Here is a 24,873-nt window from a genome sequence, read left to right as displayed (position 1 = left end):
CCCCCCCCCCCCCCCCCCCCCCCCCCCCCCGGGGGGGGGCCCGTCGGGGTTCCCCCACCCGGAGGCCCACCATGACCGACCAGACCCCCCTCTTCCGCACCGACCGCACCGACCTCACCCCCGAAGAGATCGCCGCCCTCACCGTCCTCCTCCACCTCAAAGCCCGAGCCGCCACCCCACCCAGCCCCCGACCCACCCCTCGCAGAGTCCGCTGGCACGACGTCTCCCTCAGACCCCCGACCCCCACCACCTCCTGGCAAATCGTCGCCTGACCGAACGGCCCCGACACCCCAAACGTCGGGGCCGTCGGCCTTTCCCCCCAACCACCACAGGCCGCGCGGGCCCCACCCCAGCACCCTCCGTGGCCGCGCGGGCCACATCTCGCGCGCCCACAACACCCCCCACCCCACGTCCCCCTCCCCCTCCCCCTCCCCCTCCCCCTCCCCCTCCCCCCCACGATGAGAGTCGGCAGTCGGAAAATCATCCAGCCCCCGGAGCGGCCACCCCAGGAACCGCCCCGGCCCCACCCTCCCGAAAGCCCACCCCCCACCGCAGAACCCACAGCCCCCCTCCCGTACAAAAGCAAAAGGCCCGGAGCCTCCCCGGCCCCGGGCCCCCACACCCCCCTCATCCGATCAGATCCAACGACCCCGCCAGGTACCCCGTCCCGATCAGGTCATAACCCCCCGCCAACACCAGGAACACCAGCGCCGCCACCGTCACCCCCGTGTAGTGCAGCCGCCCGAACACCCCCCACCACCCCTGCCGCCACGCGACCACCGCACAGATCACCATCAGCAGGGTCAGCACCGCCGCCCCCAGGTACATCGCCGGCACCACCTTCAGCAGCGGCGAGTCCCCCAGGAACAGCGTCTGGTTCAGCGCATTGGAGTCAGAGGTCAGCAGCGCGAAGCACCCCGTGGCGACCACCAGCACCGCCCCCGTCAGCCAGCCCAGCAGCCGCGCCACCGGCTGCCCGGCCCGCCCCCTGCCCCGCGCCGCCCGCACCACCGCCGCCACGCCCCACCCGATCACCGTCAGCACCAGCACCGCCAGGCTCCCCAGGGCGATCCGCTGGTGCAGCTCCGGGGCCTGGTACCAGGCCAACGGCTCGTACGCGATAGTCGGGTCACCGTCCGTCAGCATCGACGTGACTTCCCCGTCCCCGTTCAGCTCGAAGGCGATCTGAGAACTCCCGCCGACCTGCCGGAAGAGCCCCGGCTGCACCTGCTCCCACTGGGTCTCCCCCGCCGAGGGATCCCGGGTCACCGGCCCGGTCACGACCAGCCGCCCGTCACGGGCGGCGATGTGCACCGACCCCATCAGCGCCGCCGCCTTGGTCAGGTTCGACTGGCTGACCCGCGTCGACCTGAAGTCCCCGGTGAACTTCGACAGGTCCCCGCCCACCCCGGCAGGAGCAACGGCGCCCGCGGCCCCCGCAGCCGGGTAGAAGCGATCGACGAAGTCGTTCAGCACCTGCTGGGTCATCCACCCGCCGGTGGACCCCTCGCCGTCCCCGTTGACCGTCACGTACAGTCCGACCCCACGGGCCGGCAGCAGCGCCAGGTTGCTGTGGAACCCGGGCACGTCCCCGTCCTTGACCAGGAGCTGCTGCCCGTTCCGGTTGCGCTGTTCGAGCAGGTACGCCATCCCGGGCATCCGCTGGTCCGGCCCGAAGTGCCGGGCGAGCAGCAGGACGGCGCCCTCCCGGTCCAGGATCGACCGGCCGTCGACGGACCCGCCCTGCAGCTGGGCGAGCATCAGCCGCCCCATGTCACTCGCCGTGGTGACGGCGGCCGCCCCGGTCGGGGTCAGCGGCCCGTACAGCCCCTTGGTCTCGGTCTGTCCGCCGCCCTCCGGCCGGTAGCCGTGGGCCAGGTCGGCGTCGATGGGGGCGGGGTGCGGCTGGGTGAAGGTGGTGCGGTCCATGCCGAGCGGCTGCAGGACGTGCTGGGCGACGTACTGGTCGAACGGCTGGCCGGAGACCACCTCGACCAGGTAACCGGCGAGCGCGACGCCGTAGTTGTCGTACGCGGCGGTCACCCCGGGAGCACGGACCCGGTCCGGCTGGTGGGCGGCCAGCGCGGCCCCCAGGCCGCCGCTGCGCTGGGGCTCGGCCTCGGCCAGTCCCATGAAGGTGTCGTCGAAGCCGCCGGTGTGTGTCAGCAGGTTCTCCACGGTGACCGGGTGCCCCGGGTAGCTGTCCCGGATCTTGAAGGCGGTCAGGTAGGTGTTGACGTCCGCGTGGAGGTCCAACTTGCCCGCCCGGACCTGCTGGAGGACGGCGACAGCGGTGAACACCTTGGCGTCGGAGCCCATGAAGAAGGCCGACCGGGCCGGATCGACGGGCGTGCGGTTCGGCACGTCGGAGACCCCGTACCCGCCGGCGAAGACCTGCTGCCCGCCGGCCACCACGCTCACCGCCGCGCCGGGGATCTTGTGCTCGGCGAGCAGTTTCGGCACGATCTCGTCGAACAGCCGCTTCACCGACCCGGGGTCGGGTGGTGCCGTCGAGCCGCCCGCCGCCGAACTCCCGCTGCCGCCCGCCGCGGTGGCCGCGTGGGCACGGTCCGGCGTGAGCCCGTACAGGAACAGACCGATGGCCGCCAGCACCATCACGAGTCGGACCCAACCCCGCCTGACCAGCGGCCGGTTCGCCTCTGCACGACGCTCGCCCATGATGAACTCCCTTTCGGAACAAGTGGATTGTGGAAGCTCCGGCGCGCTGAGGCGGGTCGCTTCCCGACACCGACAACACTAGGAGGGATGCCCTCCCCCGGACATGGCCTCTGGTCGTCGATCGGGGGGTGTACCCAGGTACCACCAAGAGGGGTCCAGGGCCCAGTGATCGGAATCGCGGCGGACGGCAGTCTGGATGTCGTCAGCAAGCAACGGGTAGGGATACCGGCCGCGAGGCCGTCACGGAAGGGGCCGAGCGGTCATGACCAGCAGCATCACCACGGGAGTTGTGAACAACGTGCAGAACACCGACACCACGACCGGCCGCACCGGGCGGAACCCGCTCCGGGCGCTGGGCAACGCCATCCGGTCCTGCCTGCGCGGTCCGGTCCTGGCAGCCCTCGCGGTGCCGCAGCTGCTGCTGCTCACCGCGGCCACGGTCGCCGCCTCCCTCCTGGGCCTCGGCGTCGGCGCACTGCTGGTTCCGCCCACGATCCTGGCGATCCGCGGCCTGGCCGGCCTGCGGCGCCGGCTCGCCGCCGACTGGACCGGTGTCGAGATCCGCGACCCCTACCAGCCGCTGCCGGATGCCGAGGCGGGCTTCAAGGGGGCCTGGAAGCGCTGCCAGGCGATGCTGTCCGACCAGGCGACCTGGCGCGACCTGCTCTGGCTGCTGGTCGATCCGGTGGTCGGCTTCACGGTGGCGATCTTCCCGCTGGCGGTGTTCGCCTACGGCGTCCTCGGCCTGCTGCTGCCCCAGGTCTGGCAGTCGATCGCCGACAACGGCGGCAACACCTGGTACCTGTGGATCCACGTCACCAGCTCGGGTGCGGCGGGCACCGCCGCCCTGTTCGGCGTCCCGGTGCTGCTGGCCGGCCTGGCCATCGCCCCCGGCGCCATGCGGGCCCACACCGCGCTCGCCAAGTCGCTGCTCGGCCCGACCGCCCGGGCCGAGGCGCTGGCCGCCGAGCGCAAGGTCGCCCACCTCACCGAGACCCGGCGCGACGCGCTGACCACCCAGGCCGCGGAACTGCGCCGCATCGAGCGGGACCTGCACGACGGGGCGCAGGCCCGACTGGTCGCCATGGGCATGAACCTGGGCGTGGCCGAGCGCCTGGTCGAGCGGGACCCGGAGGCCGCGAAGCAGCTGCTCGCCGAGACCCGTCAGGCCTCCGCCTCCGCCCTCAACGAGCTGCGCGACCTGGTCCGCGGCATCCACCCGCCGGTGCTGGCCGACCGCGGACTCGCCGACGCCGTCCGGGCCCTGTGCATGGACAGCCCGCTGAACGTGACCGTCTCCGCCGACCTGCCCGGCCGCCCCGAGGCCCCGGTCGAGTCCGCCCTGTACTTCGCGGTCTCCGAGGCCCTCACCAACGCCGCCAAGCACTCCGGCGCCAGCCACGTCGACGTCCAACTCTGGTACGAGAACGGCACCCTGAAGGCCCAGATCACGGACGACGGCACCGGCGGCGCCGACCCCTCCCGCGGCACCGGCCTGCGCGGACTCGAGCGCCGGCTTGCTACCTTCGACGGAGTCCTGGCCGTCCGCAGCCCGCTCGGCGGCCCCACGACCCTGACGATGGAGCTGCCGTGCGAGTTGTACTCGCGGAGGACCTCTTCCTCCTGAGGGACGGTCTGATCCGGATGCTGCAGGCCTACGACTTCGAGGTCGTGGCCGCGGTGGACACCGGACCGGACCTCCTCCAGGCCCTCCTCACCGAACGTCCGGACGTGGCAGTCGTCGACGTACGACTGCCACCGACGTTCACCGACGAGGGCCTCCAGGCGGCTCTGGAGGCGCGCCGGCAGATCCCCGGTCTGCCGGTGCTCGTGCTCTCCCAGTACGTGGAGCAGCTCTACGCCAAGGAGTTGCTCGCCGACGGCAGCGGCGCGATCGGTTACCTGCTGAAGGACCGGGTCTTCGACCCCGACGAGTTCGTGGCCACGGTCCACCGGGTGGCGGCGGGCGGCACCGCGCTCGATCCCCAGGTGATCGCGATGCTGGTCAGCAACACCGAACGCACCAAGCCGCTGGAGCGCCTGACACCGCGTGAGCGCGAGGTGCTGGAGCTGATGGCGGAGGGGCGCTCGAACGGGGCGATCGCGGAACGGATGGTGATCACCGAGCGGGCGGTGAAGAAGCACACCGCCAACATCTTCCTCAAGCTCGACCTGCCGCCCTCCGAGGAGGACCACCGCCGGGTGCTGGCGGTGCTGGCCTTCCTCCAGGTCGCGCCCTGACCCGCTACGCGGCGGTCTCCCCGGCCACCCAGCGCAGGTAGCCGGGGCTGCCGGCCACCACGGGCACGGCGATCACCTCGGGCGTGTCGTACGGGTGCCGTCCGGCGACGAACCCGGCCAGCCGGTCGGCGAGTTCGGCCCGGGTCTTGAGGTCGATCCGCCACTCCTCGGCGTCCTGCACCGCGCCCTCCCACCAGTACACCGAGCGGACGGGGTACACCTGCGCACAGGCCGCCAGCCGCTCCCGTACCACGGCGGCCGCCAGGTCCCGGGCCCGCTCCTCGCTCTCGTGGGTGGTGGTCACCACGACGAAGCCCTGTTCGTTCGCTGTCATGCGCCGACCCTAAGGCCCCGCCCGACCTGAGGCCCCGACCGACGCCGAGGCCCCGACCGACCTGGAGACCCCCGCCCGTCGCGGCCTCGGAGGCGACGGGCGGGGGCGGCTCTCAGTCCCGGCGGGCGGTGTGGACGGTCATCGCCGAGAGGTAGAAGGCGTCCGGCCGGTGCAGGACGCCGGTCGGGGCGTCCTGTTCGATCAGCGCCTCCAGGGTCGCCCGGTCCTCCGGGTCGAGCACCTCGGCGAGCTGGTCGTGGCGCCGGACGAGCTGGGTGCGCAGGTACGCGCGGACCGGCCGGGCCAGCGGGGCCGGGTGGTCGACCAGGAAGGTGCGGGTGCCGCTGGGGACCAGTCCGGCCCTCCGCAGCATGGCCGGCCAGTCCTCGATCTCCGCTGTGACGCCGGGCAGTTCGGCGCGCATGGCGGCGAAGCCGTCCTCGTGCACCGCGTCCAGCCGGGCCTGGAAGCCGGGCCGGCCCAGGCCGAAGTCGCGGGGCAGGTAGCGCGCCGGCAGGCCGCTCTCGGCGACGGCGAGCAGGCCGCCGGGCCGCAGCCGTCCGGCCAGGGCGGTGAGCGCGGCCTGCTGGTCGCCGAGGTGGTGGATCGCGTTGCCGGACCAGATCAGGTCGGCCTCGCCGAGCTTGTCGAACTCGGCGGGCAGGTCTGCCTGCTGGGTGCCGAGGCGGCCGCCCGGGCGCGCCCGGGCGCGTTCCAGCAGGGCGGCCGACTGGTCGACGGCGACCACCTCGGCCGCCGGGAAGACCTCGGCGAGCAGCCCGGCGATCACCCCGGGCCCGGCGCCGACGTCGAGCACCCGGCGCACCGCGCCGTCTCCGGCGAGGCCGGACAGCCAGTGCCCGGCCTCGGTGACGGCCCCGGCGCGCAGGTCGGCCTCCAGCTCCAGGTGCGCCGCGAGGGCGTCCCAGTCGAGGTCTGCGGCGGGCACGTGGCCGTGGCCGTGGCCGTGGCCGGCGTGCTGGTGCCCGGGCTGGTGCTGGTGTGCGGGCTGGTGCTGGCGTGCGGACATGGTGTCCCCTCTTCGGTGGTGGGTTCGGTGGTGGTGGCTTCGCCGCTCAGGCGGCCACGGCCGGACCGGTCGCGCGGCGCAGCGCGACCGCCCGTCCGATCTCCTCGTCCACCAGGTCGTGGTTGAGGGCGAAGGCGGCCGACGCACCCGTCCCGGCGGCCGTGACCACCTGGGCGCGCGGGTCGGCTACGTTGCCGACCGCCCAGACGCCGGACACGCTGGTGCGGCCGGTCCGGTCGGTGGTGACCCAGCCGTTGTCGTCCCGTTCGCAGTCCAGGCCGACCAGCAGCGCGTCCCGGGGCACCGGCTGCGGGAAGACGAACACCGCCTCGCGGCCGACCACCTGCCCGGTGTCGAGTTCGACGCCGCGCAGCCGCCCGTCGTCGGCCACCAGTCGGACGATCCGGCCCTCGACCACCCGGACGCCGCGCGCCGCGAGCCGCTCGTGGTCGGCCCCGGTCAGGTCCAGGGTGTGGGCGAACAGCACCACGTCCGCCGACCACTGCCGCAGCAGCAGCACCTGGTCGACCGCCCGGGGGTCGGTGCCGAGCACCCCGAGCGGGCGGTCGCGGACCTCCCAGCCGTGGCAGTACGGGCAGTGCAGCACGTCCCGGCCCCAGCGCTCGGCGAGGCCGGGCAGTTCCGGCAGTCCGTCCCGCAGTCCGGTGGCGACGACCACCCGGCGCGCGTGGAGCACCGGTCCGGCCGCCAGGTGGACGACGAAGCCGAGTTCGGTGGGCTCGGCGTTCTCGACGTGCTCGACCCGCCCGTCGATCAGGTCCACCCCGTACCGGGCGACCTCCTCCCGTCCGACCGCCAGCAGTGCGGCCGGCGGCATCCCGTCCCGGCTCAGGAAGCCCTGCATGTGGGCGGCGGGGGCGTTGCGCGGCTCACCCGCGTCCACCACCGCGACCCGCCGCCGGGCCCGGCCCAGCACCAGGGCGGCGTTCAGTCCCGCCGCGCCCGCGCCGATCACCACCGCGTCGTAGCGCTCCGCCGTGTTCTTTCCGCTCATCGTCGGTCACCTCCACCGCCAGGCTGCGACCGACCATCCCGTATCGGCAAGCTTTGTTGCCATCCCAGCAAACGCTTCGGCAAACGGCTCAGGAGACACGGTCGCCCCCGGTCCGCCGCCAGTACGACCGGGTGGCCACCGCCAGCGCCACCCCGTACCCGGCGAAGGCGCAGGCGCCCACCCAGGCCACCTGCAGGGCCTGCCCGGGCGTGGCCCATTCGCCCTGCCGGATCCCGAAGACCCCGGCCGAGCACAGCGACAGGTAGCCGATCCCGACCAGCCCGTACGGCACCAGCGTGGCCGCACCGATCAGCGCCGGGGTGAGCGGCAGCCAGCGCGGGACGGCCCGCCCGCGCAGCGGCAGGGTCCAGCACGGGAACACCTGCCCCCACGGCCGCACCAGCCCCCACAGCAGGAACACCCCGATCGCCGCCAGCAGCACCGTGCCGTCCAGCCCCCAGCGCTCCAGCGCGAGCCAGAGCCCGGAGGAGCCGTTGTGGACGTAGCTCGCGTACATCTCGTCCCCGCTGACCCCGGCGAAGCTGCCGCCGGACGCCCAGATCAGCTTCATCACCACGTACGGGAGGAAGGCCAGGCTCCCGGCCCAGGCGGCGAGTTGGACGGTCGCCGGGGCCGAGGAGGGGGCCGGGCGGCCGGGCGCCGGCCGGTCCGCGAGCGGCCGCCGGGCCCTGGCGGTCCCGGCCAGCAGCAGCGCCCCGACCGCCGCCAGCGCCTTGTGCACCGCGTCGGGGACGCTGTCCACGGCCTGCCCGAACAGCAGCGTCACCACGTCCATCAACAGGCTCCAGGACGCCACCCCGGCCAGTCCGCACAGCAGCCAGAGCACCCTCGTCAACCACCGCTCCGTCAACCGCCGGTCCGTCAACCACCTTCTCTGTCGCCACGGTCGGGACCGCGACGCCGCCCAGCCGGCCCCGGCCGCCGCCAGCCCGACCCCGGCGACCACCCACCCCAACCAGGCGGCGGCCCACAGCGCCGTCCCGCTCAGCGCACAGCCCAGCCCGAAACCCGCGTAACCCACGCCCCAGCCGGCCACCGCCCGGCCGTCCCGCGCCCACTCACGATTCCCCATGGCCCCAGGCTCACCCGCACCACCCCGCACCGGCCTCCGCCCGCGTGCTGATCCGGCTCCCCCACCAGGGGGATCCACATCCGCCCTTGCCTTGGAGCGCACTCCAACTCGTAGCCTCTGAGCCACCACCGCAGCACCGACCCACCAACCTGGGGGAGTACGACCATGCGTTACCGCATCCTCGGCGGCACCGGCATCGAGGTGAGCGCCTACTGCCTCGGCACGATGATGTTCGGCGCCATCGGCAACCCCGACCACGACGACTGCGCCCGGATCATCAACGCCGCACTCGACCGGGGCATCAACTTCGTCGACACCGCCGACATCTACTCGGCCGGCGAGTCCGAGGAGATCGTCGGCAAGGCGCTGGCCGCCCGCGGCGACCGGGACGACATCGTGCTCGCCACCAAGGCGCACTTCCCGATGGGCGAGGGCCGGGCCCGCGGCGGCAACTCGCGGCGCTGGATCGTCCGCGAGGTGGAGGAGAGCCTGCGCCGGCTGCGCACCGACCGGATCGACCTCTACCAGATCCACCGGCCGGACCACACCACGGACATCGAGGAGACCCTCGCCGTCCTGGGCGACCTGGTCCGGGCCGGCAAGATCCTCGCCTTCGGCTGCTCGACCTTCCCCGCCGAGCAGATCGTGGACGCCCACCACGTCGCCGAGCGCCGCGCCCTGCCGCGCTTCCGCACCGAGCAGCCGCCGTACTCGCTGCTCGCCCGCGGCATCGAGCGGGACGTTCTGCCGGTGGTGCAGAGGCTCGGCATGGGGGCGCTGACCTGGGGCCCGCTGGCCGGCGGCTTCCTCACCGGCCGCTACCGCAAGGGCCGCCCGATCGACCTGACCACCGGGCGCGCCGCCATCAACCCGGGCCGCTTCGACCCGGCGCTGCCCACCACGGCCGCCAAGCTGGACGCGGTCGAGGCCTTCACCGAGCTCGCCGAGGACCTCGGCCGCACCCTGCCCGAGCTGGCCACCGCCTTCCCGCTGGCCCATCCCGCCGTCACCTCGGTGATCATCGGCCCGCGCATCATGGAACAGCTCGAATCCGCCCTCAAGGCCGCCGACCTGGTCCTCGACGACGCCACTCTGGACCGGATCGACGCCGTCGTCCCGCCCGGCACCGACCTGTACCGGGCCGACGGCGCCTGGCAGCCCCCGTCCCTCACCACCCCGGCCCTGCGCCGCCGCCCCACCGCCGACCGCTCGGCGGGCTGACCGGGGCCGCCGAGCAACGCAGCGCAGGGCGTGGCCATGGCGACGGAGCCGGTGGTCACACTCACGATCCAGACCAAGCGGCCCCCACCCGCGCCGCACGGACCTGATGATCGCGGCCACGGCTGCCGCTCACGGCCTGCCGTTGCGCACCCGGAACGGAGCGGACTTCACCAGCCTCGAACAAGGCGTCGAGATCATCCTGGCCCAGAACGACCGCCCGACGGCGCGGCCGGGCGGTCACAGCCCGTCCGGCTCAGCCCCTCGGCGCGGCGAAACAGTGGACCACGACCGTACGGCCGGAGTCCCACCGCTGTTCGCCACTGCCGAGCGGGGTCCAGCCGAGGCGGCGGTAGAGGGCCAGGGCGGCGGTGTCGGTGGCGAGCACGTCGAGCACAGGGTGCAGCCCGAGCACCCGCGCGTGCGCCACGGCGCACTCCATCAGCAGCGCTCCGGCGGCCCGCCCGCGCGCCGCCGGAGCGACGTACAACCGGCCGATCACGGCGGTCAGTTCCGGGCGTCCGCCGGTCCGCCGGCTCCACCGTCCGGGGGCCATGTCCCCCGGGGTGCTGCGGACGAGGCCGATGTGCCCGGCGATCCGGCCGTCCGCCTCGGCGACCCAGGCCGCCAGCAGGCCGTCCGGGGTGAGCCAGGCGGCGGGCCGCTCGGGCCACTCGGTGGGGTAGCCGTCGGCGGCGTGGACGTCGGCCAGGGCCCGGACGCAGTCGGCGAGGTCGGCGGCGCGCCGCCGGCGGACGCCCACCCCCGCCCCGGTACGCCGTGAGCCGGACGCGACGACATCGGCGCGTTCTTCAAGGTCAGCCATGCCGGTACGTTACCGGCCGCCCCTCACCGCCGCAGCAGGTCGACCACCCCGGTCCGGTCCTCGGCGCCGCTGCCGAGCGCCAGCCGGTGCTCCATCAACCGGAAGAAAGGGGACAGCAGTTCGACGCTCACCCGCTGCTCCTCCGCGGTACGCAGCAGCCTCTCCTTGCCCGCCACCTGCATCGCCAGGTTGGAGACCACGCCCGTGGTGTAGTCGCCGCTCTCCAGCTGCGCGGCCGTCCGCTCCACGGCCCGGCCATCGCGGTGATCCACCCCCCCCAGCAGCGGCGCCAGACCGCCCGGCTCCACGTCCTCGCCCCGCACCAGCGCGAAGGCGTGCGCGACCCCGGCGAACATCCCGTACATCGCGCTGAGCAGCGCCACGTCGTGCAGCGCCGCGTGCCCGGCGTCCGCGCCGACGTACCGGACCCCGGCCGGGGCGGCCAGCGCCTCCCGGTGCTCCTCCAGCAGCTCCGCCGAGCCGCTGTAGAACACGTGGTCGACGCACGCCGCGATCGCGAGCAGCAGCTGACCCGGACCCGCACCCGCCACGAAGCACCGGCGCGCCGCAGCGCTTCAATACCGCCATGCTGATCACCCCCCTGCGCACCGAGCGCCTCGACCTCCTCCCCCTCACCCCCGACCACGCCGACGAACTCGCCGCCGCCCTCGCCGACCCCGCCCTGCACGCCTTCACCGGCGGCCGCCCGGCCACCCCGGAGGAGATGCGCGCCCGCTGCGCCCGGCTCGCCGCCGGATCCCCCGACCCGGCCGAGATCTGGGGCAACTGGGCCCTGCGGCTGCGCGCCGACGGTGCCCTGACCGGCTACGTCCAGACCACCGTCCGCCCCGGGGCCGCCGAAGCCGAACTCGCCTGGGTCGTCGGTACCCCCTGGCAGCGCCGCGGCCTGGCCACCGAGGCCGCCCGCTCCCTGCTCGCCCACCTCGCCGCCACCGGCGTCACCACCGCCCTCGCCCACATCCACCCCGACCACGGAGCCTCCGCCCGCATCGCCCGCGCCCTCGGCCTCCACCCGACCCCGCACACCCAGGACGGCGAAATCCGCTGGCAGGCCGTTCTTTCGCACCCGTAGCACCCGAGGCCCGAAGACCCCTGAGGAGCCACCGTGTCCGTCGACGCCTCGCTGTCCCTGCGCCGGCCCGAGGGCCTCGCACCCAGCACCGACGGACTGGGCTGCTCGGCCTCGACCACGGGCCGGACACCGGCCCCATGCTGGACTTCTGGCTCTTACGTTGTGGGCGGCTTCGGATCGATCTCGGGTGCGCCGACGTCGTGCGGAAGCACCCGGCTCGCGACGTCCTCCGGCGTCGGGGCCAGCCCCAGGGTCCGCATGGCCGTGATGGACCTGAGCCGGTCCCGGATCACCGGATCCTCGATGTGATCGATCATGGCGAGCGTCTGCTCCAGCGTGCGGTCCGAGCGGAGCTCCTCCCCGACCTGATCCGCCTGGGCCGTCAGATGCTTCCGCGCCCGATTGGCGTGCAGCGCGAAAGCCCCTCCGCACGTGCTGATCAGCACCCCGCTCAGGCCCGTCATCAACCCCGCCGTGCTGTCGGCCGCCGAGCCGTGCCGAAGCAGCACCAGCGCCGCGCCGCACAGCAGGATGGCCGAACCGGCCGACACGAAGAACATGCTCAGCCGGAACGTGCTGCCGGCCTGCGCGAGCGCCTGCGCGCGAAAAGCCGCGAGGAACCGCTCCCTGGGGTCCTCGACCGGGGCCTGCACGGCAACTGGCGGACCGATGAAGACGTTCTGCACTCCCCCGGCCTGCACGGCGTACCCCTGGACCGGGCCGGTGATCTGGTTGCCGTCCTCGTCGCCCGTCATGAGTCCCCTCCGAGGACAATCACCCGCCATCACACACCCGATGCCCAGCGCCCTAGCCACCGGCCCACCCGGGGGTGCGGTGGTTGCCGAATCTCCCGGATCCGCCATTGGACTGCACCGGAATGCCCCCGACCCCCCATGGGGTTGGATACAGCCATGGCATCTCGTGCACGTGTACGCGCCCCCGAGCTGGTCGGGGCAGGCGGTTGGCTGAACACCGGCGGCAAGGACCTCACCCTCGCCGACTTCCGGGGCAAGATCACCGTCCTGGACTTCTGGACCTTCTGCTGCATCAACTGTCTGCACGTCCTCGACGAGCTCCGCGAGCTGGAGGAGAAGCACCGCGACACCGTGGTGATCGTCGGCGTGCACTCGCCCAAGTTCGTGCACGAGGCCGACCACCAGGCCGTCGTGGACGCCGTCGCCCGGTACGAGGTGCACCACCCGGTGCTGGACGACCCGGCGCTCGCGACCTGGAAGCAGTACGCCGTCCGGGCCTGGCCGACGCTCGTGGTGATCGACCCCGAGGGCTACGTGGTGGCCCAGCACGCCGGTGAGGGCCACGCCCACGCGATCGCCCGGCTGGTGGGCGAGCTGGAGGCGGAGCACGAGGCCAAGGGCACCCTGCGGCGCGGGGACGGCCCGTACGTGGCGCCCGAGCCGAGCACCGACGACCTCAAGTTCCCCGGCAAGGCGGTCCGGCTGCCGAACGGGCACTTCCTGGTCGCCGACTCCGGCCACCACTCGCTGGTCGAGCTGGCCGAGGACGGCGAGACGGTGGTGCGCCGGATCGGTGACGGGCAGCGCGGTCTGGTGGACGGCACCAGCCCCCGGTTCAGCGAGCCGCAGGGCCTCGCACTGCTGCCGGAGGGCCATGACCACGACGTGGTCGTGGCCGACACCGTGAACCACGCACTGCGCGGGGTGCGCCTCGCCGACGGCAGCGTCACCACCCTGGCCGGCACCGGCCGCCAGTGGTGGCAGGGCTCGGCCACCGAGGGCCCGGCCCGCGAGGTGGACCTCTCCTCGCCCTGGGACGTCGCCTGGTTCGACGGCCGGGTGTGGATCGCGATGGCCGGCGTGCACCAGCTGTGGGCGTACGACCCGGCGACCGGCACGGTCGGCGTCGCGGCCGGCACCACCAACGAGGGCCTGGTGGACGGCCCGGCCGCCGAGGCCTGGTTCGCCCAGCCGTCCGGCCTGGCCGTCTCCGCGGACGGCGGCAGGCTCTGGGTGACCGACTCCGAGACCTCCGCGCTGCGCTTCGTTTCACGTGAAACCATGACGGTCGAAACCGCCGTCGGCACCGGCCTGTTCGACTTCGGCCACCGCGACGGCAGCGCCGACCAGGCCCTGTTCCAGCACCCGCTGGGCGTGACCGTGCTGCCGGACGGCTCGGTGGCCGTCAGCGACACCTACAACCACGCGCTGCGCCGCTTCGACCCGGCGAGCGGCGAGGTCACCACCCTGGCCACCGATCTGCGCGAGCCCTCCGGGGCGGTGCTGGTGGACGGCGACATCGTGGTGGTCGAGTCGGCCCGGCACCGGCTGACCCGGCTGCGGCTACCGGAGGAGGCGGTGCGGGTGGAGTCGGTGGCGCACCGCACCCAGCGCGCGGCCACCGAGGTGGCACCCGGCGCGCTGCGGCTGGACGTGGTCTTCGAGGCGCCGAGCGGCCAGAAGCTGGACGAGCGCTACGGCCCGTCCACCCGGTTGCTGGTCAGCGCGACCCCGCCCGAGCTCCTGGTCTCCGGTGCGGGCGCGGACACCGACCTCTCCCGCGAGCTGGTGCTGTCCGACCGGATCACCGAGGGCGTGCTGCACGTCTCGGCGATGGCCGCCTCCTGCGACGACGACCCGGAGATCGAGTTCCCGGCCTGTCACGTGCACCAGCAGGACTGGGGCGTGCCGGTGAAGCTGGTCGCCGACGGCGTCCGCCGCCTCCCGCTGGTCCTCGCGGGCATGGAGTAACCGGGCAGGGAATCACCGGTGGGGGATTGACCGCGGGGGAATGACCCGCTCACGGGGAAGGGGCCCGGCAAAACGCCGGGCCCCTTCCCCGTGAACGCCTCAGCCCTCCAGGAAGGCCTTGATCGCGCTCGCCAGCAGGTACGGGTCCTCCGCCCCGCACAGCTCGCGCGCCGAGTGCATGGACAGCGCCGCGATGCCGCAGTCCACCGTCTTGATTCCCAGCCGCGCCGCCGTGATCGGGCCGATCGTCGTACCGCAGGGCATCGCGTTGTTGGACACGAAGGTCTGCCACGGCACGCCGGCCTTCTCGCAGGCCGCCGCGAACACCGCCCGGCCCACGCCGTCGGTCGCGTAGCGGTTGTTGACGTTGACCTTGAGGATCGGCCCGTCGTTCGGCAGCGGGTGGTGGCCCGGCTCGTGCCGCTCGGAGTAGTTCGGGTGGACGGCGTGGCCCATGTCCGAGGACAGGCAGACGGTGCCGGCCAACGCCCGGGCGCGGTCCTCCGGGGAGCCGCCGCGGGCGTGGATCGTCCGGTCGAGCACGTTGCCGAGCAGCGGGCTCTGAGCGCCGGTGTCGGACTCGCTGCCGGTCTCCTCGTGGTCGAAGGCGGCCAGCACCGGGATGTACGGCAGCGTGACCTCGCCCTCGGCGACGGCCACCGCGACGGCGGCCAGCGCGGCGGTGGCCGCGTGCACCGAGAGCAGGTTGTCCAGGCGAGGGCCGGCCAGCAGCTCGCGGTCGCGGCCCAGGTAGGAGGCGGGCTGGACGTCGTGGGTCATGAGGTCCCAGCCGGCCACGTCCTCGGCGGCCAGCCCGGCCCGCTCGGCGACGTAGGCGATCAGCGAGCCCTCGTCGACCGGACCGAGGCCCCAGATCGGGGTGAGGTGGCGCTGCCGGTCGAGCTTCATGCCGTCGTTGACCTGGCGGTCCAGGTGGATGGCGAGCTGGGGGACGCGCAGCAGCGGCTCGTCCAGCTGGACGAGCCGCGCCGTGCCGTCCTTCAGCGCGAGTCTGCCGGACAGGCCGAGGTCCCGGTCGAGCCAGGTGTTCAGCGGCACCCCGCCGTAGATCTCCACCGCGACCTGCCGCCACCCGGCCGAGCCGGTGTCCGGCACCGGCTTCACCCGCAGGTTGGGCGAGTCGGTGTGGGTGCCGACGATCCGGAACGGCGTCGCCGGCCCCGCTCCCGCCGGCAGGTACCAGGCGATCAGCGCGCCACCGCGGATCAGGTAGCGCCCGCCGGCCGTCCCGTCCCAGGCGTCCGTCTCCGCGACCTGACGGAACCCCGCCTTCTCCAGGCGCTCGGCGGCGCTCGCGACCGCGTGGTACGGGGACGGCGAGGTGCCGAGGAACGTGATCAGATCGTCGGTGTGCGTCCGGTCGAAGAATGCCCGGCGGGCGGCGGTCGACATGCTGCTCCAGGGTCGAGGGAGGGCCGAAGCCGGATGGGGGGTCGGCTTCGCACCCTGAGCATATGCCCGTACACGGACACGGCATTCGATACGCGGCAACCGATGGGGAACACGGACACAGCGGTGAACGCGCACTTCAGCGGGCCTCCTTCACGCCCTGAACCACTCCGGTCGCACACCGTCGGATGGCCCCCTCGCGGCGCACCGGCCGACGGGGGGAGGGCCGGATCCGCACACGGACCACGAACCGCGCGTGCTCCGCGCGGAGTCGGGGGAGGAGGGATCCGGAGGGGCAGTGAAGTCCCTGGGGAGAGAACCCAGTTGTCCGCGACGACCAGGCCCGCCGGCAACACCACCGAACCCGAACTCGGCCCCGAATCCGGCCCCGAACCACCCACTCCGCCGCCCGCCCGGCCTCGACCGGGGTGACCGCGTCGTCGGCCCCCGAGCCGGACGTGGGAACGCCGAAGGGCCCGGTGGCAGCCGGGCCCTTCGGCGTGAGGGTTTCGTCAGGCGGTCAAAGAGGTGCCGCGCGCAGCGCGCCCCAAGGAGGGTGGTGGCGGGCGACGGGTGGGAGGGGCCTTAGAAGGCCTCCTCCGCCAGCTCCATGATCTCGTTGTCGATACCCTCGGCGATCGCCCGCTGCGGGGCGATGGTCGGGAGGACGTTCTTGGCGAAGAAGCGGGCCGCCGCGACCTTGCCCTGGTAGAACGGCACGTCCTTCTCCGAGGCGCCGGCCTCCAGCTTGGCCAGGGCCACCGCGGCCTGGCGCAGCAGCAGCCAGCCGACGACGACGTCGCCGGAGACCATCAGCAGGCGGGTGGTGTTGAGGCCCACCTTGTACATGTTCTTGACGTCCTGCTCGACCGAGGTCAGGTCGGCGATCAGCTTGCCGACGATGGCCTCCAGGTCACCGGCGGCCTTGGCGAGCAGCTCGCGCTCGGCGGCCAGGGCGTCGCCGCCCTCGGCGGAGGCGAGGAACTTCTGGATCTGCTCGGACAGCGCGGCCAGCGCCTGGCCGCCGTCCTTGACGATCTTGCGGAAGAAGAAGTCCTGGCCCTGGATCGCCGTGGTGCCCTCGTACAGGGTGTCGATCTTGGCGTCGCGGATGTACTGCTCGATCGGGTACTCCTGCAGGTAGCCGGAGCCACCGAAGGTCTGCAGGGACTGGGCGAGCTGCTCGTAGGACTTCTCCGAACCGTAGCCCTTGACGATCGGCAGGAGCAGGTCGTTGAGGCGCTCGGCGGCCTCGTCGCGCTCGCCGCGCAGCTTGGCGGCCAGCATGTCGTCCTGGGTGGACGCGGTGAACAGGACCAGCGCGCGCATGCCCTCGGCGTAGGCCTTCTGGGTCAGCAGCGAGCGGCGCACGTCCGGGTGGTGGGTGATGGTGACGCGCGGGGCGGTCTTGTCCAGGAACTGCGAGATGTCGGCGCCCTGCACGCGCTCCTTGGCGTACTCCAGGGCGTTCAGGTAGCCGGTGGAGAGGGTGGCGATGGCCTTCGTGCCGACCATCATGCGGGCGAACTCGATGATCTTGAACATCTGGCGGATGCCGTCGACGGTCTCACCGAGCAGCCAGCCCTTGGCCGGGTGCTTGGCACCGAAGGTCATCTCGCAGGTGTTGGACGCCTTGAGGCCCATCTTGTGCTCGACGTTGGTGGCGTAGACGCCGTTGCGCTCGCCGAGCTCGCCGGTCTCCCAGTCGAAGTCGAACTTCGGGACGATGAAGAGGCCGAGGCCCTTGGTGCCCGGCTTGCCGCCCTCGGGACGGGCCAGCACCATGTGGATGATGTTCTCGGACATGTCGTGCTCGCCCGAGGTGATGAAGCGCTTCACACCCTCGATGTGCCAGGAGCCGTCCTCCTGCTTGATCGCCTTGGTGCGGCCGGCGCCCACGTCGGAGCCCGCGTCGGGCTCGGTGAGGACCATGGTGGAGCCCCACAGGCGGTCGGTCATCCGCTGGGCGACCTTCAGCTGCTCCTCGGTGCCCTCCTCGGCGATGACGCCGGCGAAGGCCGGGCCGGAGGAGTACATCCAGATGGCCGGGTTGGAGCCCAGGATCTGCTCGGCGAAGGCCCAGATCAGCGAGTTCGGGGTGACCTGGCCGCCGATCGACTCCGGGATGCCCAGACGCCACCACTCGGCGTCCATGAAGGTCTGGTAGCTCTTCTTGAAGGTGGCCGGGATCGGCGCGGTGTTGGTCTCCGGGTCGAACACCGGCGGGTTGCGGTCGGTGTCGGCGAAGGACGCGGCGAGGTCGTTCTCGGCGAGGCGGGCGATCTCGCTGAGGATGTTCTTCGCGGTCTCGACGTCCATGTCCGCGAACGGCCCGGTGCCGTACACCTGGTCGCGACCGAACACCTCGAAGAGGTTGAACTCCACGTCCCGCAGGTTGGACTTGTAGTGACCCATGGCCTGTTTTCTCCGGTTCGTCGCTTCCGGGTGACCGCCGCGTTTCGGGCGTCCCGTACCCACCAGTAGGCATCATGATGCTACCCAGCGGTAACTTGGGCAAGCCCCCGACGGTGAATCCGCTATGAACGTGGTCACGTCCCACAAGCCGGGACGACCACTCCTTGTCAGGATCGACGCCAGCGCGGGCGGGTGCGCTCCCGCTAGCCTGTCCGTGTGTACGGATATGACCAGAACGCATACCCGGGTGACCCCTACCAGCAGCAGGCGGGTCCGCAGCCGGGCATGAACGGCATGCCCGGACCGGACGCCTACGGCACGCAGGGGCAGGCGCCCCAGCAGTCCCTCTACCCGGAGCCCTCCCCGCCGTCCCTGGCGGACGCGGTCCGGGCGTTCACCACGGGCTCGATGGCGGTCGAGGACTTCCAGGCCATCTTCATCACCTCCAAGGTGCACTGCCCGCGCGGCGACCGCCCCGGCTTCCTGGCACTGCACAACACCCCGACGCCGGTGATCCCGATGTTCAGCTCCCTCAAGGAGCTGCGCCGCTACGCCGGCAAGGACTCCAAGCACTTCACCGTCACCGGCGCCGAGGTGCTCGACCTGCTCCCGACCGGCTACGGCTTCGCGCTGGACATGGAGGGCGAGCACCGGATGGTGTTCGACGCCAAGGCGGTCGAGCAGATGGTCGACTTCACCATGCGCCGGATGTACGGATAGCCACCCCGGGAAGAGGAGCCGCGCTCCTCCGTCGCCACATAGTTCAATTTTCAACTTGCTTGTTGTTGAGGATTGAACTAATCTGGTGGACGTAGGCCAGAGAACCCCCCTCGAAGGAGGCCGACATGCCCGCCGTGACCGTCGACAACCCGCTGACCCTCCCGCGCGTGACCACGCCGGACCCGGCCGTCGCGAACGCCCGGCCGGTACTGACCGTCGCCACCGCCCCCGAGGGCTACGAGGGCGAGGGCTTCCCCGTCCGCCGCGCCTTCGCCAAGATCAACACCAAGTACCTCGACCCGTTCATCATGATGGACCAGATGGGCGAGGTGGACTACGCGGCCGGCGAGCCCAAGGGCACCCCCTGGCACCCGCACCGCGGCTTCGAGACGGTCACCTACATCATCGACGGAACGTTCATCCACCAGGACTCGCACGGTGGCGGCGGCGTCATCACCGACGGCGACACCCAGTGGATGACGGCCGGCTCCGGTCTGCTGCACATCGAGACCCCGCCGGAGTCGCTGGTGATGTCCGGCGGCCTGTTCCACGGCCTCCAGCTGTGGGTCAACCTGCCCGCCGCCGACAAGATGATCGCCCCCAAGTACCAGGACATCCGCGGCGGCAGCGTCAAGCTCCTCAGCTCCGAGGACGGCGGCGCCCTGCTCCGCGTGATCGCCGGCGAGATCGACGGCCACCAGGGCCCGGGCTCGACCCACACCCCGATCACGATGATCCACGCTTCCGTCAACCCCGGCGCCCAGGTCACCCTGCCCTGGCGCTCCGACTTCAACGCCCTCGCCTACGGACTGGCCGGCACCGGCTCGGCCGGCCAGGAGCGCCGCCCGTTCGGCATGGGCCAGGCCGTCGTCTTCGGCGACGGCGACTCCCTCACCATCCGCGCCGACGGGAACCAGGACTCGCGCAGCGCCAACCTGGAGGTCGTCCTCCTCGGCGGCCTGCCGATCCGCGAGCCCGTCGCCTGGTACGGCCCGTTCGTGATGAACAGCCACCGCGAACTCCAGCAGGCCATGGAGGACTTCCAGGCCGGCCGCCTCGGCACCGTCCCCACCGACGCCCACTGATCCGGGCGAGGACGGGGCACCCGGACAATGCGGTCCGGGCGCCCCGTCCGAACGACGCCTCCGCCGGCTACAGCAACGCGTAGACGGCGGAGGCGTCGTCATGGGCCTTGCCGCGCGGCCAGCGCTCGCAGGTGGCGTCCGCCCGCTCCACCTCGCGGACCTGGGCGATCAGCTCGCCCGGGCCGGACTCGGCGAGCAGCCGCAGCACGTCGCCCCAACTGCCCAGCCCGAAGCGCTCGGTGTAGCGCGAGGCGCCGTCGGTGAGGGCGGCCAGCGCGTGCAGCCGGTCCAGCGGCACGAAGCCGGTCTCGGCGTGCTCGGCCGCCCGCGGGCTGGCGGCGGCGATCCACGGACCGGTGCCCCGGTTGCGGGCGGCGCGCACCGCCAGCGCGTACTCCAGGTGCAGCGCGGCCCGCTCGGCCGAGCCGGGGACGGTCGCCCAGACCTGCCGGCGCAGCTCCTCCCCGCCGGGGAAGCGCTGGTTGTCGCCGATCACCTTGGGCGGGCCGTCCTTGAACTCCAGCACCAGCAACGAGTCACCGAGCACCAGGTACTCCAGCGACTCGCCGTGCCGCCGGGCCGCGACCACCATCGCCGCGGGCGTGTTGGCGTGGCCGAGGTCGCAGCGGCCGCCGTGCAGCGCGGCCGTCTCCACGATGGCGTCGGCCAGGCACTCGGCGATCGACCGGTCCGTCCGGTCGGTGAGCCGGGCGAGCAGGTGCACCCCCAAGCGCCGGACGTACCAGGCCGTTCCGTGCCGGCACCCGGACTCCAGGCCGGTCGGCGAGCTGGCGCCGTCCAGCAGGACCAACGCCTCCGGCGAGGCCGCCGCGAAGTCCTCGCTCTCGCGGTCCGGCCGCCGTGCTTCCCCTGCGAGCTGTAGCTGCATCCCGACAGTGTGGCCGCCGCCCCCGGCCCGCGCCCAGACCCGTGCGCCGGTGTGGCGCGGGCCGGGGCACGGGGTCCGGTGGCAGCGGTGGCGATTCGGCCATACCGTCGGATAGCGGCCGCCCGATCCGGTCAATCAGCGACGCTCGGGTTCGGGACCCCCTCCGGGTTCCCGAACGGCCCGGGCCCGTCGAGGAGGATGATGGCGATGTTCTGGCAGTTCATCGTGTTGGTCGCCGCCTCGCTCGGTTTTCCGACCGCCGCGCTGTTCTACCTGATCGGCGGCCCGCGCTTCCCGGACGAGCAGCGCGACCGGCGACCCGCGACCGGTGACCCGCGACCGACGGTTCGCGACCGGTGACCCGCGACCGGTGACTCCCGACCGGCTGTTCACGGCCGGCGGTTCACGACCGGTGACTCCCGACCGGCTGTTCACGGCCGGCGGTTCACGACCGGTGACTCCCGACCGGCTGTTCACGGCCGCCGGCTCAGGCCTTCCAGGCCGGGTCGCGGCCGAGCAGCGCCAGGGCGCGGTCGAACCGGCCCGCGCCGCCGCCGGGTTCGAGGCCAGGGCGGAAGGCCCGGCCGGGCGCCCGCGCCTCCGGCGTGTCCGGGACGGCCTCGCTCACCGCCAGCAGCGCGGTGACCAGGGCGTCGTCACCGTCCACAGCCGCGACCAGCCGGTCCGCGCCGCCGAGCGCGGCGGCGACGTCCCAGCCGTGTACCAGGGTGTCCACCAGGTGGAAGCCGACCGCCCGGTCGAGCGGGAAGGGGCCGCCGTCGCGGATCTCGGGCAGCCAGAGCGCCCGGTCGGTGACGGCCGCCTCCCGGAAGGCGGCGACGAGGTCGGCGCCGGTGCGGCGGAAGTCCTCCGCCGGATCCGCGCCGAGCGTGGCGTCCGCGAACAGCGCCAGGTCCGGCCCGGCGCCACGGGCGGCCGCGGCGAAACCCCGGTGCTGGCCGACGCAGTGTTCCAGCAGCCGGCGCAGCGTCCACCCGGCGCACGGGGTGGGCCGGTCCAACTGGTCCGGCCGGACGGCGTCCACCACCTCGACGGCCAGTTCCATCGCCTGTGCGTGCAGTTCGACGAGCTTCATGCGGCAGTGGCCCCCAGTCCCGCGGAAATGAATCCGATCACCTGATCAACGACGGTCGGTTCCCCGATGATCCTCCGGTGGCCGAGCCCCGGGTGACCACCAGGTCCAACTGCTCCCCGTACGCCCGCTTCAGCCGGTGTGCCTGCCCGAGCGGCACCACGTCGTCGCCCTCGTCGTGAAGCACCAGGATCGGCAGTTCGATCGCCCCGGCCCGGCCCGCCGCGTCGTAGCGCTCCCAGGCACCGGCGTCCTCGGCGAACAGGTCCTCCTCGATGCGACTCCGCAGGGCCCGCTCGACGGTGTCGTCCAGGCCGAGCCCGGCGCAGAAGGCGGCCGGGAAAAAGCCGCCGGACGGGCCCAGGGGGATGCTCGGCGCCGGCCACCCGGCGGGATCGGCCGGACAGGCCCTAACTCAACACCCGCTCCAGCACGGAGGCCTGGGACAGCAACCGCTCGTCCCCGCCCGCCGCGCCGACCACCTGGAGACCGAGCGGCAGCCCCTCCGGGGTCCGCCCGGCCGGCAGGCTCAGCGCGGGCAGGCCGAGGTAGCTCCACGGCAGCGACATCACCGCGTCCCCAGTGGCGTGCAGCCCCTCCGGCGCCCCGCCCGGCGCGGACGGGGCCAGCCACAGGTCCACCCCGGCCGTCGCGGTCGCCGCGGCCACCCGCTCGCGCAGCCACTCCCGGAACCGCAGCGCGGCCGCCCGGTCCTCCGCCGCGATCCCCTGGCCGGTCCTGATGCTCGCCACCGTCTCCGGCCGGTACAGGCCGCCGAAGCGGGCGAACCAGTCGGCGTGGCTGCGGGCCAGCTCGAACCGGTTCACGATCTGCGACTGCCGGGTGACCTCGGTGAAGTCGGGGAACAGCGGCACCCTGCGCACCGCCAGCCCGGCCCGCTCGAACCGCGCCACCCACTCCTCGAAGGCGCGCAGCGCGACCGGTTCGGCCCGCTCCAGGTACGGGCCGTCCGGCACCCCGAGCACGGGCGCCGGGCGGGCCTCCGGGCCGGGGGCCGCCCCCCGCCAGCCGTCGCAGAGCAGCGGCGCCGCCAGCGCCGCGCCCGCCAGGTCGGCGGTGAACAGGCCCAGGGTGTCGAAGCTCGGCGCGTTCGGGATCACCCCCGCGACGGGGATCCGCCCGTACGTCGGCCGGAAGCCCACCACCCCGCAGTACGCCGCCGGGCGGATCACCGAACCGACCGTCTGGGTGCCGATCGCCAGCGCCACCAGCCCGGCCGCGACCGCCGCCGCCGACCCGCTGCTGGAACCGCCCGGAGTGTGCCCCGGCTGGTGCGGATTGCGGGTCGGGCCCGGGGCGCTCGCGGCGAACTCGGCGGTCACCGTCTTGCCCGCGACCATCGCCCCCGCCGCCAGCAGCCGGTCCACCACCACGGCCTGCGGACCCGCCAGCACGCCCGGCGGGAGGGCGGAGCCGCCGTGCGTGGGCAGCCCGTCCACGTGCACGATGTCCTTGACCCCCACCGCCACCCCGTACAGCGGCGGCCGCCCGGCCGGCTCCGGGTACCGCTCGGCCAACTCGCTTGCGCGCGCCTGGAGTCGGTCGTACCGCCCGGGCTCCGCCACGAAGGCGTGGAGCAGCGGATCCACCCGCTCGACCAGCGCGCAGAAGCGGTCCACGTGCTCGGGCAGACCGGGCGCACCGGCCCGCAGCCCGGCGGCCTCGCGGGTCAACGACCGCGGCCGGACCAGAGGTTCGTCCATACCGAGCACCGTAGCGCCCGGCCGCTCACTGGTGCTCGGCCGACAGGTACGGCGTCTCGCGCAGGAAGTACGCCCCGCAGGTGTGGCAGCACAGCTCCGGCGTCTTCCCCCAGTCCACCGCCTCCCGCACCCGTGCCCCCGGATCGAGCTCCCGGCCGCACATCGCCACGCTCTGCGCACCCCGGACCATGTGCCACAACCGCACCCCGTCGGCCTCCCCGCCGACCCCGTACTCGGCTCGCATCTGGTGCATCATGCCCCCCATCGTCCGACCGCCCCGCGCCCCCGGCAACCGGAGGCCGGTGCCGACGACGGGCGCCGGTACCCTCTTCCTGCGCCGCCGCAGGGCGGGCGCACACGGCTGACCCTCCGCCAGACGAACCGAGGGGCGCGGACAACCGTTCGGGCCCCTCGGTGGTCTTCCCCGGAGAGCGAACCCCGACCCCACCGCTGGAGCCCACCGATGCGTCCCGCCCGCCTTCCCGCCGCCTGCACCCTGCTCGTGCTCACCATCGGTCCGGTCGCCCTCGCCACGGCCCCCGCGCTCGCGGCCGACACCGGCGCCGTCACGCCCGCCGCGACGCCGTCCACCGCGGCGTCCACCACGCCGTCCGCTCCCGCCGGGACCCCCGCGGCCACCCCGACCGCCACCGGTTCCCCGGTGGGCGACTGCCCGGAGGGCACGACCGCCGACCCGATCCCGGTCACCAGCAGCAATGACGCCGCGGGCGGACTCGCCGTCACCTTCACCAACCCCAGCACCACGACGGTCAAGCAGCTCGCCACCACCGTCGCCCTCGCCGACGCCGGTGGCAGCGGCCTCCCGGTGGAACTGCGCGCGGGGGCCGGCGCCTGGAAGGCCCTCACCGTCACCGGCACCCCGGTGAACACCGGCACCTACCAGCTCCCCCAGGGCCAGAAGCTGACCCTCACCGTGCGGTTCGCCGCAGGAGCCCCGCACGGCGACCACCGCCTCAGCTTCACCGCCAGGTCCGAGGTGCTCCCGAGCGGCTCCGCCCCGGCGAAGAAGTACACCTGCCCCCAGCTGACCGCCGCCCACACCGCCCTGCTCACCCCCGCCGACCCCGCCGCCACCGACCACGCCCCGGCCCCCACCCACCTGGCCGACACCGGCGCCGGCACCGCCACCCGCCCCCTCGCCATCGCCGGCACCACCGCCCTCCTCCTCGGCACCACCCTCCTCCTGCTCACCCGCCGCCGCCCCGTGACCGACTGACCCCGGCCCCCTCCCGCCGCCCACGGCAGTCCCCCGCAGCCCCCG

General features: G+C 73.5%; 23 protein-coding genes and 1 pseudogene. 10 read left to right on the top strand and 14 right to left on the bottom strand.

Annotation, left to right across the window (positions count from 1 at the left end; translation table 11 throughout):
• The first annotated feature begins 71 nt into the window (after positions 1-71).
• Positions 72-272, top strand: coding sequence for an acyl-CoA carboxylase epsilon subunit (locus ACH4J0_RS10225; RefSeq protein ID WP_396238192.1), 201 nt, complete (start codon positions 72-74; stop codon positions 270-272).
• Between the two features lie 355 nt (positions 273-627).
• Here the strand turns inward: ACH4J0_RS10225 and ACH4J0_RS10220 are convergent, their stop codons facing one another.
• Positions 628-2,679 carry a serine hydrolase domain-containing protein gene (locus ACH4J0_RS10220; RefSeq protein WP_396238191.1) on the bottom strand — a complete coding sequence of 684 codons (2,052 nt, stop codon included), beginning with the start codon at positions 2,677-2,679 and terminating at the stop codon, positions 628-630.
• A 262-nt stretch (positions 2,680-2,941) separates the two neighbouring features.
• Here ACH4J0_RS10220 and ACH4J0_RS10215 point away from each other — a divergent pair, with 262 nt between their 5' ends.
• Together ACH4J0_RS10215 and ACH4J0_RS10210 are read left to right on the top strand one after the other, a co-directional pair.
• Entirely contained in the window at positions 2,942-4,306 is a 1,365-nt protein-coding gene (locus tag ACH4J0_RS10215; RefSeq protein WP_396238190.1) for a sensor histidine kinase, read from the top strand.
• Complete coding sequence (locus tag ACH4J0_RS10210; RefSeq protein ID WP_030290358.1) at positions 4,270-4,920, top strand: response regulator transcription factor; 651 nt, start codon at positions 4,270-4,272, stop codon at positions 4,918-4,920. Before ACH4J0_RS10215 ends, ACH4J0_RS10210 begins: the two co-directional genes overlap by 37 nt.
• A 4-nt stretch (positions 4,921-4,924) precedes the next feature.
• On the opposite strand, the gene cutA is transcribed toward ACH4J0_RS10210, so the two are convergent.
• From cutA to ACH4J0_RS10190, 4 genes are all read right to left on the bottom strand, one after another.
• Complete coding sequence (gene cutA, locus ACH4J0_RS10205; protein ID WP_396238189.1) at positions 4,925-5,254, bottom strand: divalent-cation tolerance protein CutA; 330 nt, start codon at positions 5,252-5,254, stop codon at positions 4,925-4,927.
• A 112-nt stretch (positions 5,255-5,366) separates the two neighbouring features.
• Entirely contained in the window at positions 5,367-6,284 is a 918-nt protein-coding gene (locus ACH4J0_RS10200; protein WP_396238187.1) for a class I SAM-dependent methyltransferase, read from the bottom strand.
• A 46-nt stretch (positions 6,285-6,330) separates the two neighbouring features.
• Entirely contained in the window at positions 6,331-7,299 is a 969-nt protein-coding gene (locus ACH4J0_RS10195) for an NAD(P)/FAD-dependent oxidoreductase (protein ID WP_396238185.1), read from the bottom strand.
• 88 nt (positions 7,300-7,387) lie between these two features.
• A complete protein-coding gene (locus ACH4J0_RS10190) occupies positions 7,388-8,155 on the bottom strand; it encodes a hypothetical protein (RefSeq protein WP_396238183.1) in 768 nt (255 codons plus the stop codon).
• A gap of 402 nt (positions 8,156-8,557) precedes the next feature.
• Here ACH4J0_RS10190 and ACH4J0_RS10185 point away from each other — a divergent pair, with 402 nt between their 5' ends.
• Entirely contained in the window at positions 8,558-9,613 is a 1,056-nt protein-coding gene (locus tag ACH4J0_RS10185) for an aldo/keto reductase (RefSeq protein ID WP_396238181.1), read from the top strand.
• A gap of 253 nt (positions 9,614-9,866) precedes the next feature.
• Here ACH4J0_RS10185 and ACH4J0_RS10180 read toward each other — a convergent pair whose 3' ends face one another.
• The gene (locus tag ACH4J0_RS10180) at positions 9,867-10,436 is read right to left on the bottom strand and encodes a GNAT family N-acetyltransferase (RefSeq protein ID WP_396238179.1); all 570 of its coding nucleotides are present in this window, start codon (positions 10,434-10,436) and stop codon (positions 9,867-9,869) included.
• 23 nt (positions 10,437-10,459) lie between these two features.
• A pseudogene (locus ACH4J0_RS10175) lies at positions 10,460-10,933 on the bottom strand (NAD(P)-dependent oxidoreductase); the annotation flags it as partial.
• Between the two features lie 89 nt (positions 10,934-11,022).
• Between ACH4J0_RS10175 and ACH4J0_RS10170 the strand changes: the two are divergent.
• Positions 11,023-11,529, top strand: coding sequence for a GNAT family N-acetyltransferase (locus ACH4J0_RS10170; RefSeq protein ID WP_396238177.1), 507 nt, complete (start codon positions 11,023-11,025; stop codon positions 11,527-11,529).
• Between the two features lie 155 nt (positions 11,530-11,684).
• Here the strand turns inward: ACH4J0_RS10170 and ACH4J0_RS10165 are convergent, their stop codons facing one another.
• Positions 11,685-12,284 (bottom strand): hypothetical protein, encoded by a 600-nt coding sequence (locus tag ACH4J0_RS10165; protein WP_396238175.1) that lies wholly within the window; start codon positions 12,282-12,284, stop codon positions 11,685-11,687.
• 156 nt (positions 12,285-12,440) lie between these two features.
• Here ACH4J0_RS10165 and ACH4J0_RS10160 point away from each other — a divergent pair, with 156 nt between their 5' ends.
• Positions 12,441-14,255: an NHL domain-containing thioredoxin family protein gene (locus ACH4J0_RS10160; RefSeq protein WP_396238173.1), complete on the top strand. Its 1,815-nt coding sequence runs from the start codon at positions 12,441-12,443 to the stop codon at positions 14,253-14,255.
• Positions 14,256-14,354: 99 nt separating this feature from the next.
• On the opposite strand, the gene ACH4J0_RS10155 is transcribed toward ACH4J0_RS10160, so the two are convergent.
• Both ACH4J0_RS10155 and ACH4J0_RS10150 read right to left on the bottom strand, forming a co-directional pair.
• Entirely contained in the window at positions 14,355-15,668 is a 1,314-nt protein-coding gene (locus tag ACH4J0_RS10155; RefSeq protein WP_396238171.1) for a M18 family aminopeptidase, read from the bottom strand.
• 582 nt (positions 15,669-16,250) lie between these two features.
• Positions 16,251-18,080, bottom strand: a complete 1,830-nt coding sequence (locus ACH4J0_RS10150; protein ID WP_396238169.1) for an acyl-CoA dehydrogenase — start codon at positions 18,078-18,080, stop codon at positions 16,251-16,253.
• 216 nt (positions 18,081-18,296) lie between these two features.
• Between ACH4J0_RS10150 and ACH4J0_RS10145 the strand changes: the two genes are divergently transcribed.
• Positions 18,297-18,800: an SseB family protein gene (locus ACH4J0_RS10145; protein ID WP_396238167.1), complete on the top strand. Its 504-nt coding sequence runs from the start codon at positions 18,297-18,299 to the stop codon at positions 18,798-18,800.
• Between the two features lie 125 nt (positions 18,801-18,925).
• Positions 18,926-19,885 (top strand): pirin family protein, encoded by a 960-nt coding sequence (locus ACH4J0_RS10140; protein ID WP_396238165.1) that lies wholly within the window; start codon positions 18,926-18,928, stop codon positions 19,883-19,885.
• A 67-nt stretch (positions 19,886-19,952) separates the two neighbouring features.
• On the opposite strand, the gene ACH4J0_RS10135 is transcribed toward ACH4J0_RS10140, so the two are convergent.
• The gene (locus tag ACH4J0_RS10135) at positions 19,953-20,774 is read right to left on the bottom strand and encodes an integrase (RefSeq protein ID WP_396238163.1); all 822 of its coding nucleotides are present in this window, start codon (positions 20,772-20,774) and stop codon (positions 19,953-19,955) included.
• Positions 20,775-20,981: 207 nt separating this feature from the next.
• Here ACH4J0_RS10135 and ACH4J0_RS10130 point away from each other — a divergent pair, with 207 nt between their 5' ends.
• Positions 20,982-21,134 (top strand): hypothetical protein, encoded by a 153-nt coding sequence (locus ACH4J0_RS10130; RefSeq protein ID WP_396238161.1) that lies wholly within the window; start codon positions 20,982-20,984, stop codon positions 21,132-21,134.
• A gap of 127 nt (positions 21,135-21,261) precedes the next feature.
• Here ACH4J0_RS10130 and ACH4J0_RS10125 read toward each other — a convergent pair whose 3' ends face one another.
• From ACH4J0_RS10125 to ACH4J0_RS10115, 3 genes are all read right to left on the bottom strand, one after another.
• Entirely contained in the window at positions 21,262-21,870 is a 609-nt protein-coding gene (locus tag ACH4J0_RS10125) for a TIGR03086 family metal-binding protein (protein ID WP_396238159.1), read from the bottom strand.
• Positions 21,871-22,277: 407 nt separating this feature from the next.
• Positions 22,278-23,591: an amidase gene (locus ACH4J0_RS10120; RefSeq protein WP_396238157.1), complete on the bottom strand. Its 1,314-nt coding sequence runs from the start codon at positions 23,589-23,591 to the stop codon at positions 22,278-22,280.
• A 25-nt stretch (positions 23,592-23,616) separates the two neighbouring features.
• Complete coding sequence (locus ACH4J0_RS10115; protein ID WP_396238155.1) at positions 23,617-23,847, bottom strand: hypothetical protein; 231 nt, start codon at positions 23,845-23,847, stop codon at positions 23,617-23,619.
• 207 nt (positions 23,848-24,054) lie between these two features.
• On the opposite strand from ACH4J0_RS10115, the gene ACH4J0_RS10110 reads away from it, so the two are divergent.
• On the top strand, positions 24,055-24,828 hold the full coding sequence (locus ACH4J0_RS10110) for a hypothetical protein (protein WP_396238153.1): 774 nt from the start codon (positions 24,055-24,057) through the stop codon (positions 24,826-24,828).
• Positions 24,829-24,873 lie beyond the last annotated feature (45 nt).

Source organism: Kitasatospora sp. NPDC017646, assembly GCF_044329365.1.
Classification (GTDB): domain Bacteria; phylum Actinomycetota; class Actinomycetes; order Streptomycetales; family Streptomycetaceae; genus Kitasatospora.
Note: the sequence above shows the minus strand (reverse complement) of the source record. Positions and strands in the feature narration are given on the sequence as shown.

What these genes read in the sequence shown, in the direction of transcription:
- ACH4J0_RS10225 (WP_396238192.1), top strand. Translation starts at nt 72, where the DNA reads ATGACCGACCAGACCCCCCTCTTCCGCACCGACCGCACCGACCTCACC.
- ACH4J0_RS10220 (WP_396238191.1), bottom strand. Translation starts at nt 2,679, where the DNA reads ATGGGCGAGCGTCGTGCAGAGGCGAACCGGCCGCTGGTCAGGCGGGGT.
- ACH4J0_RS10215 (WP_396238190.1), top strand. Translation starts at nt 2,942, where the DNA reads ATGACCAGCAGCATCACCACGGGAGTTGTGAACAACGTGCAGAACACC.
- cutA (WP_396238189.1), bottom strand. Translation starts at nt 5,254, where the DNA reads ATGACAGCGAACGAACAGGGCTTCGTCGTGGTGACCACCACCCACGAG.
- ACH4J0_RS10200 (WP_396238187.1), bottom strand. Translation starts at nt 6,284, where the DNA reads ATGTCCGCACGCCAGCACCAGCCCGCACACCAGCACCAGCCCGGGCAC.
- ACH4J0_RS10195 (WP_396238185.1), bottom strand. Translation starts at nt 7,299, where the DNA reads ATGAGCGGAAAGAACACGGCGGAGCGCTACGACGCGGTGGTGATCGGC.
- ACH4J0_RS10185 (WP_396238181.1), top strand. Translation starts at nt 8,558, where the DNA reads ATGCGTTACCGCATCCTCGGCGGCACCGGCATCGAGGTGAGCGCCTAC.
- ACH4J0_RS10180 (WP_396238179.1), bottom strand. Translation starts at nt 10,436, where the DNA reads ATGGCTGACCTTGAAGAACGCGCCGATGTCGTCGCGTCCGGCTCACGG.
- ACH4J0_RS10170 (WP_396238177.1), top strand. Translation starts at nt 11,023, where the DNA reads ATGCTGATCACCCCCCTGCGCACCGAGCGCCTCGACCTCCTCCCCCTC.
- ACH4J0_RS10165 (WP_396238175.1), bottom strand. Translation starts at nt 12,284, where the DNA reads ATGACGGGCGACGAGGACGGCAACCAGATCACCGGCCCGGTCCAGGGG.
- ACH4J0_RS10160 (WP_396238173.1), top strand. Translation starts at nt 12,441, where the DNA reads ATGGCATCTCGTGCACGTGTACGCGCCCCCGAGCTGGTCGGGGCAGGC.
- ACH4J0_RS10155 (WP_396238171.1), bottom strand. Translation starts at nt 15,668, where the DNA reads ATGTCGACCGCCGCCCGCCGGGCATTCTTCGACCGGACGCACACCGAC.
- ACH4J0_RS10150 (WP_396238169.1), bottom strand. Translation starts at nt 18,080, where the DNA reads ATGGGTCACTACAAGTCCAACCTGCGGGACGTGGAGTTCAACCTCTTC.
- ACH4J0_RS10140 (WP_396238165.1), top strand. Translation starts at nt 18,926, where the DNA reads ATGCCCGCCGTGACCGTCGACAACCCGCTGACCCTCCCGCGCGTGACC.
- ACH4J0_RS10135 (WP_396238163.1), bottom strand. Translation starts at nt 20,774, where the DNA reads ATGCAGCTACAGCTCGCAGGGGAAGCACGGCGGCCGGACCGCGAGAGC.
- ACH4J0_RS10130 (WP_396238161.1), top strand. Translation starts at nt 20,982, where the DNA reads ATGTTCTGGCAGTTCATCGTGTTGGTCGCCGCCTCGCTCGGTTTTCCG.
- ACH4J0_RS10125 (WP_396238159.1), bottom strand. Translation starts at nt 21,870, where the DNA reads ATGAAGCTCGTCGAACTGCACGCACAGGCGATGGAACTGGCCGTCGAG.
- ACH4J0_RS10120 (WP_396238157.1), bottom strand. Translation starts at nt 23,591, where the DNA reads ATGGACGAACCTCTGGTCCGGCCGCGGTCGTTGACCCGCGAGGCCGCC.
- ACH4J0_RS10115 (WP_396238155.1), bottom strand. Translation starts at nt 23,847, where the DNA reads ATGATGCACCAGATGCGAGCCGAGTACGGGGTCGGCGGGGAGGCCGAC.
- ACH4J0_RS10110 (WP_396238153.1), top strand. Translation starts at nt 24,055, where the DNA reads ATGCGTCCCGCCCGCCTTCCCGCCGCCTGCACCCTGCTCGTGCTCACC.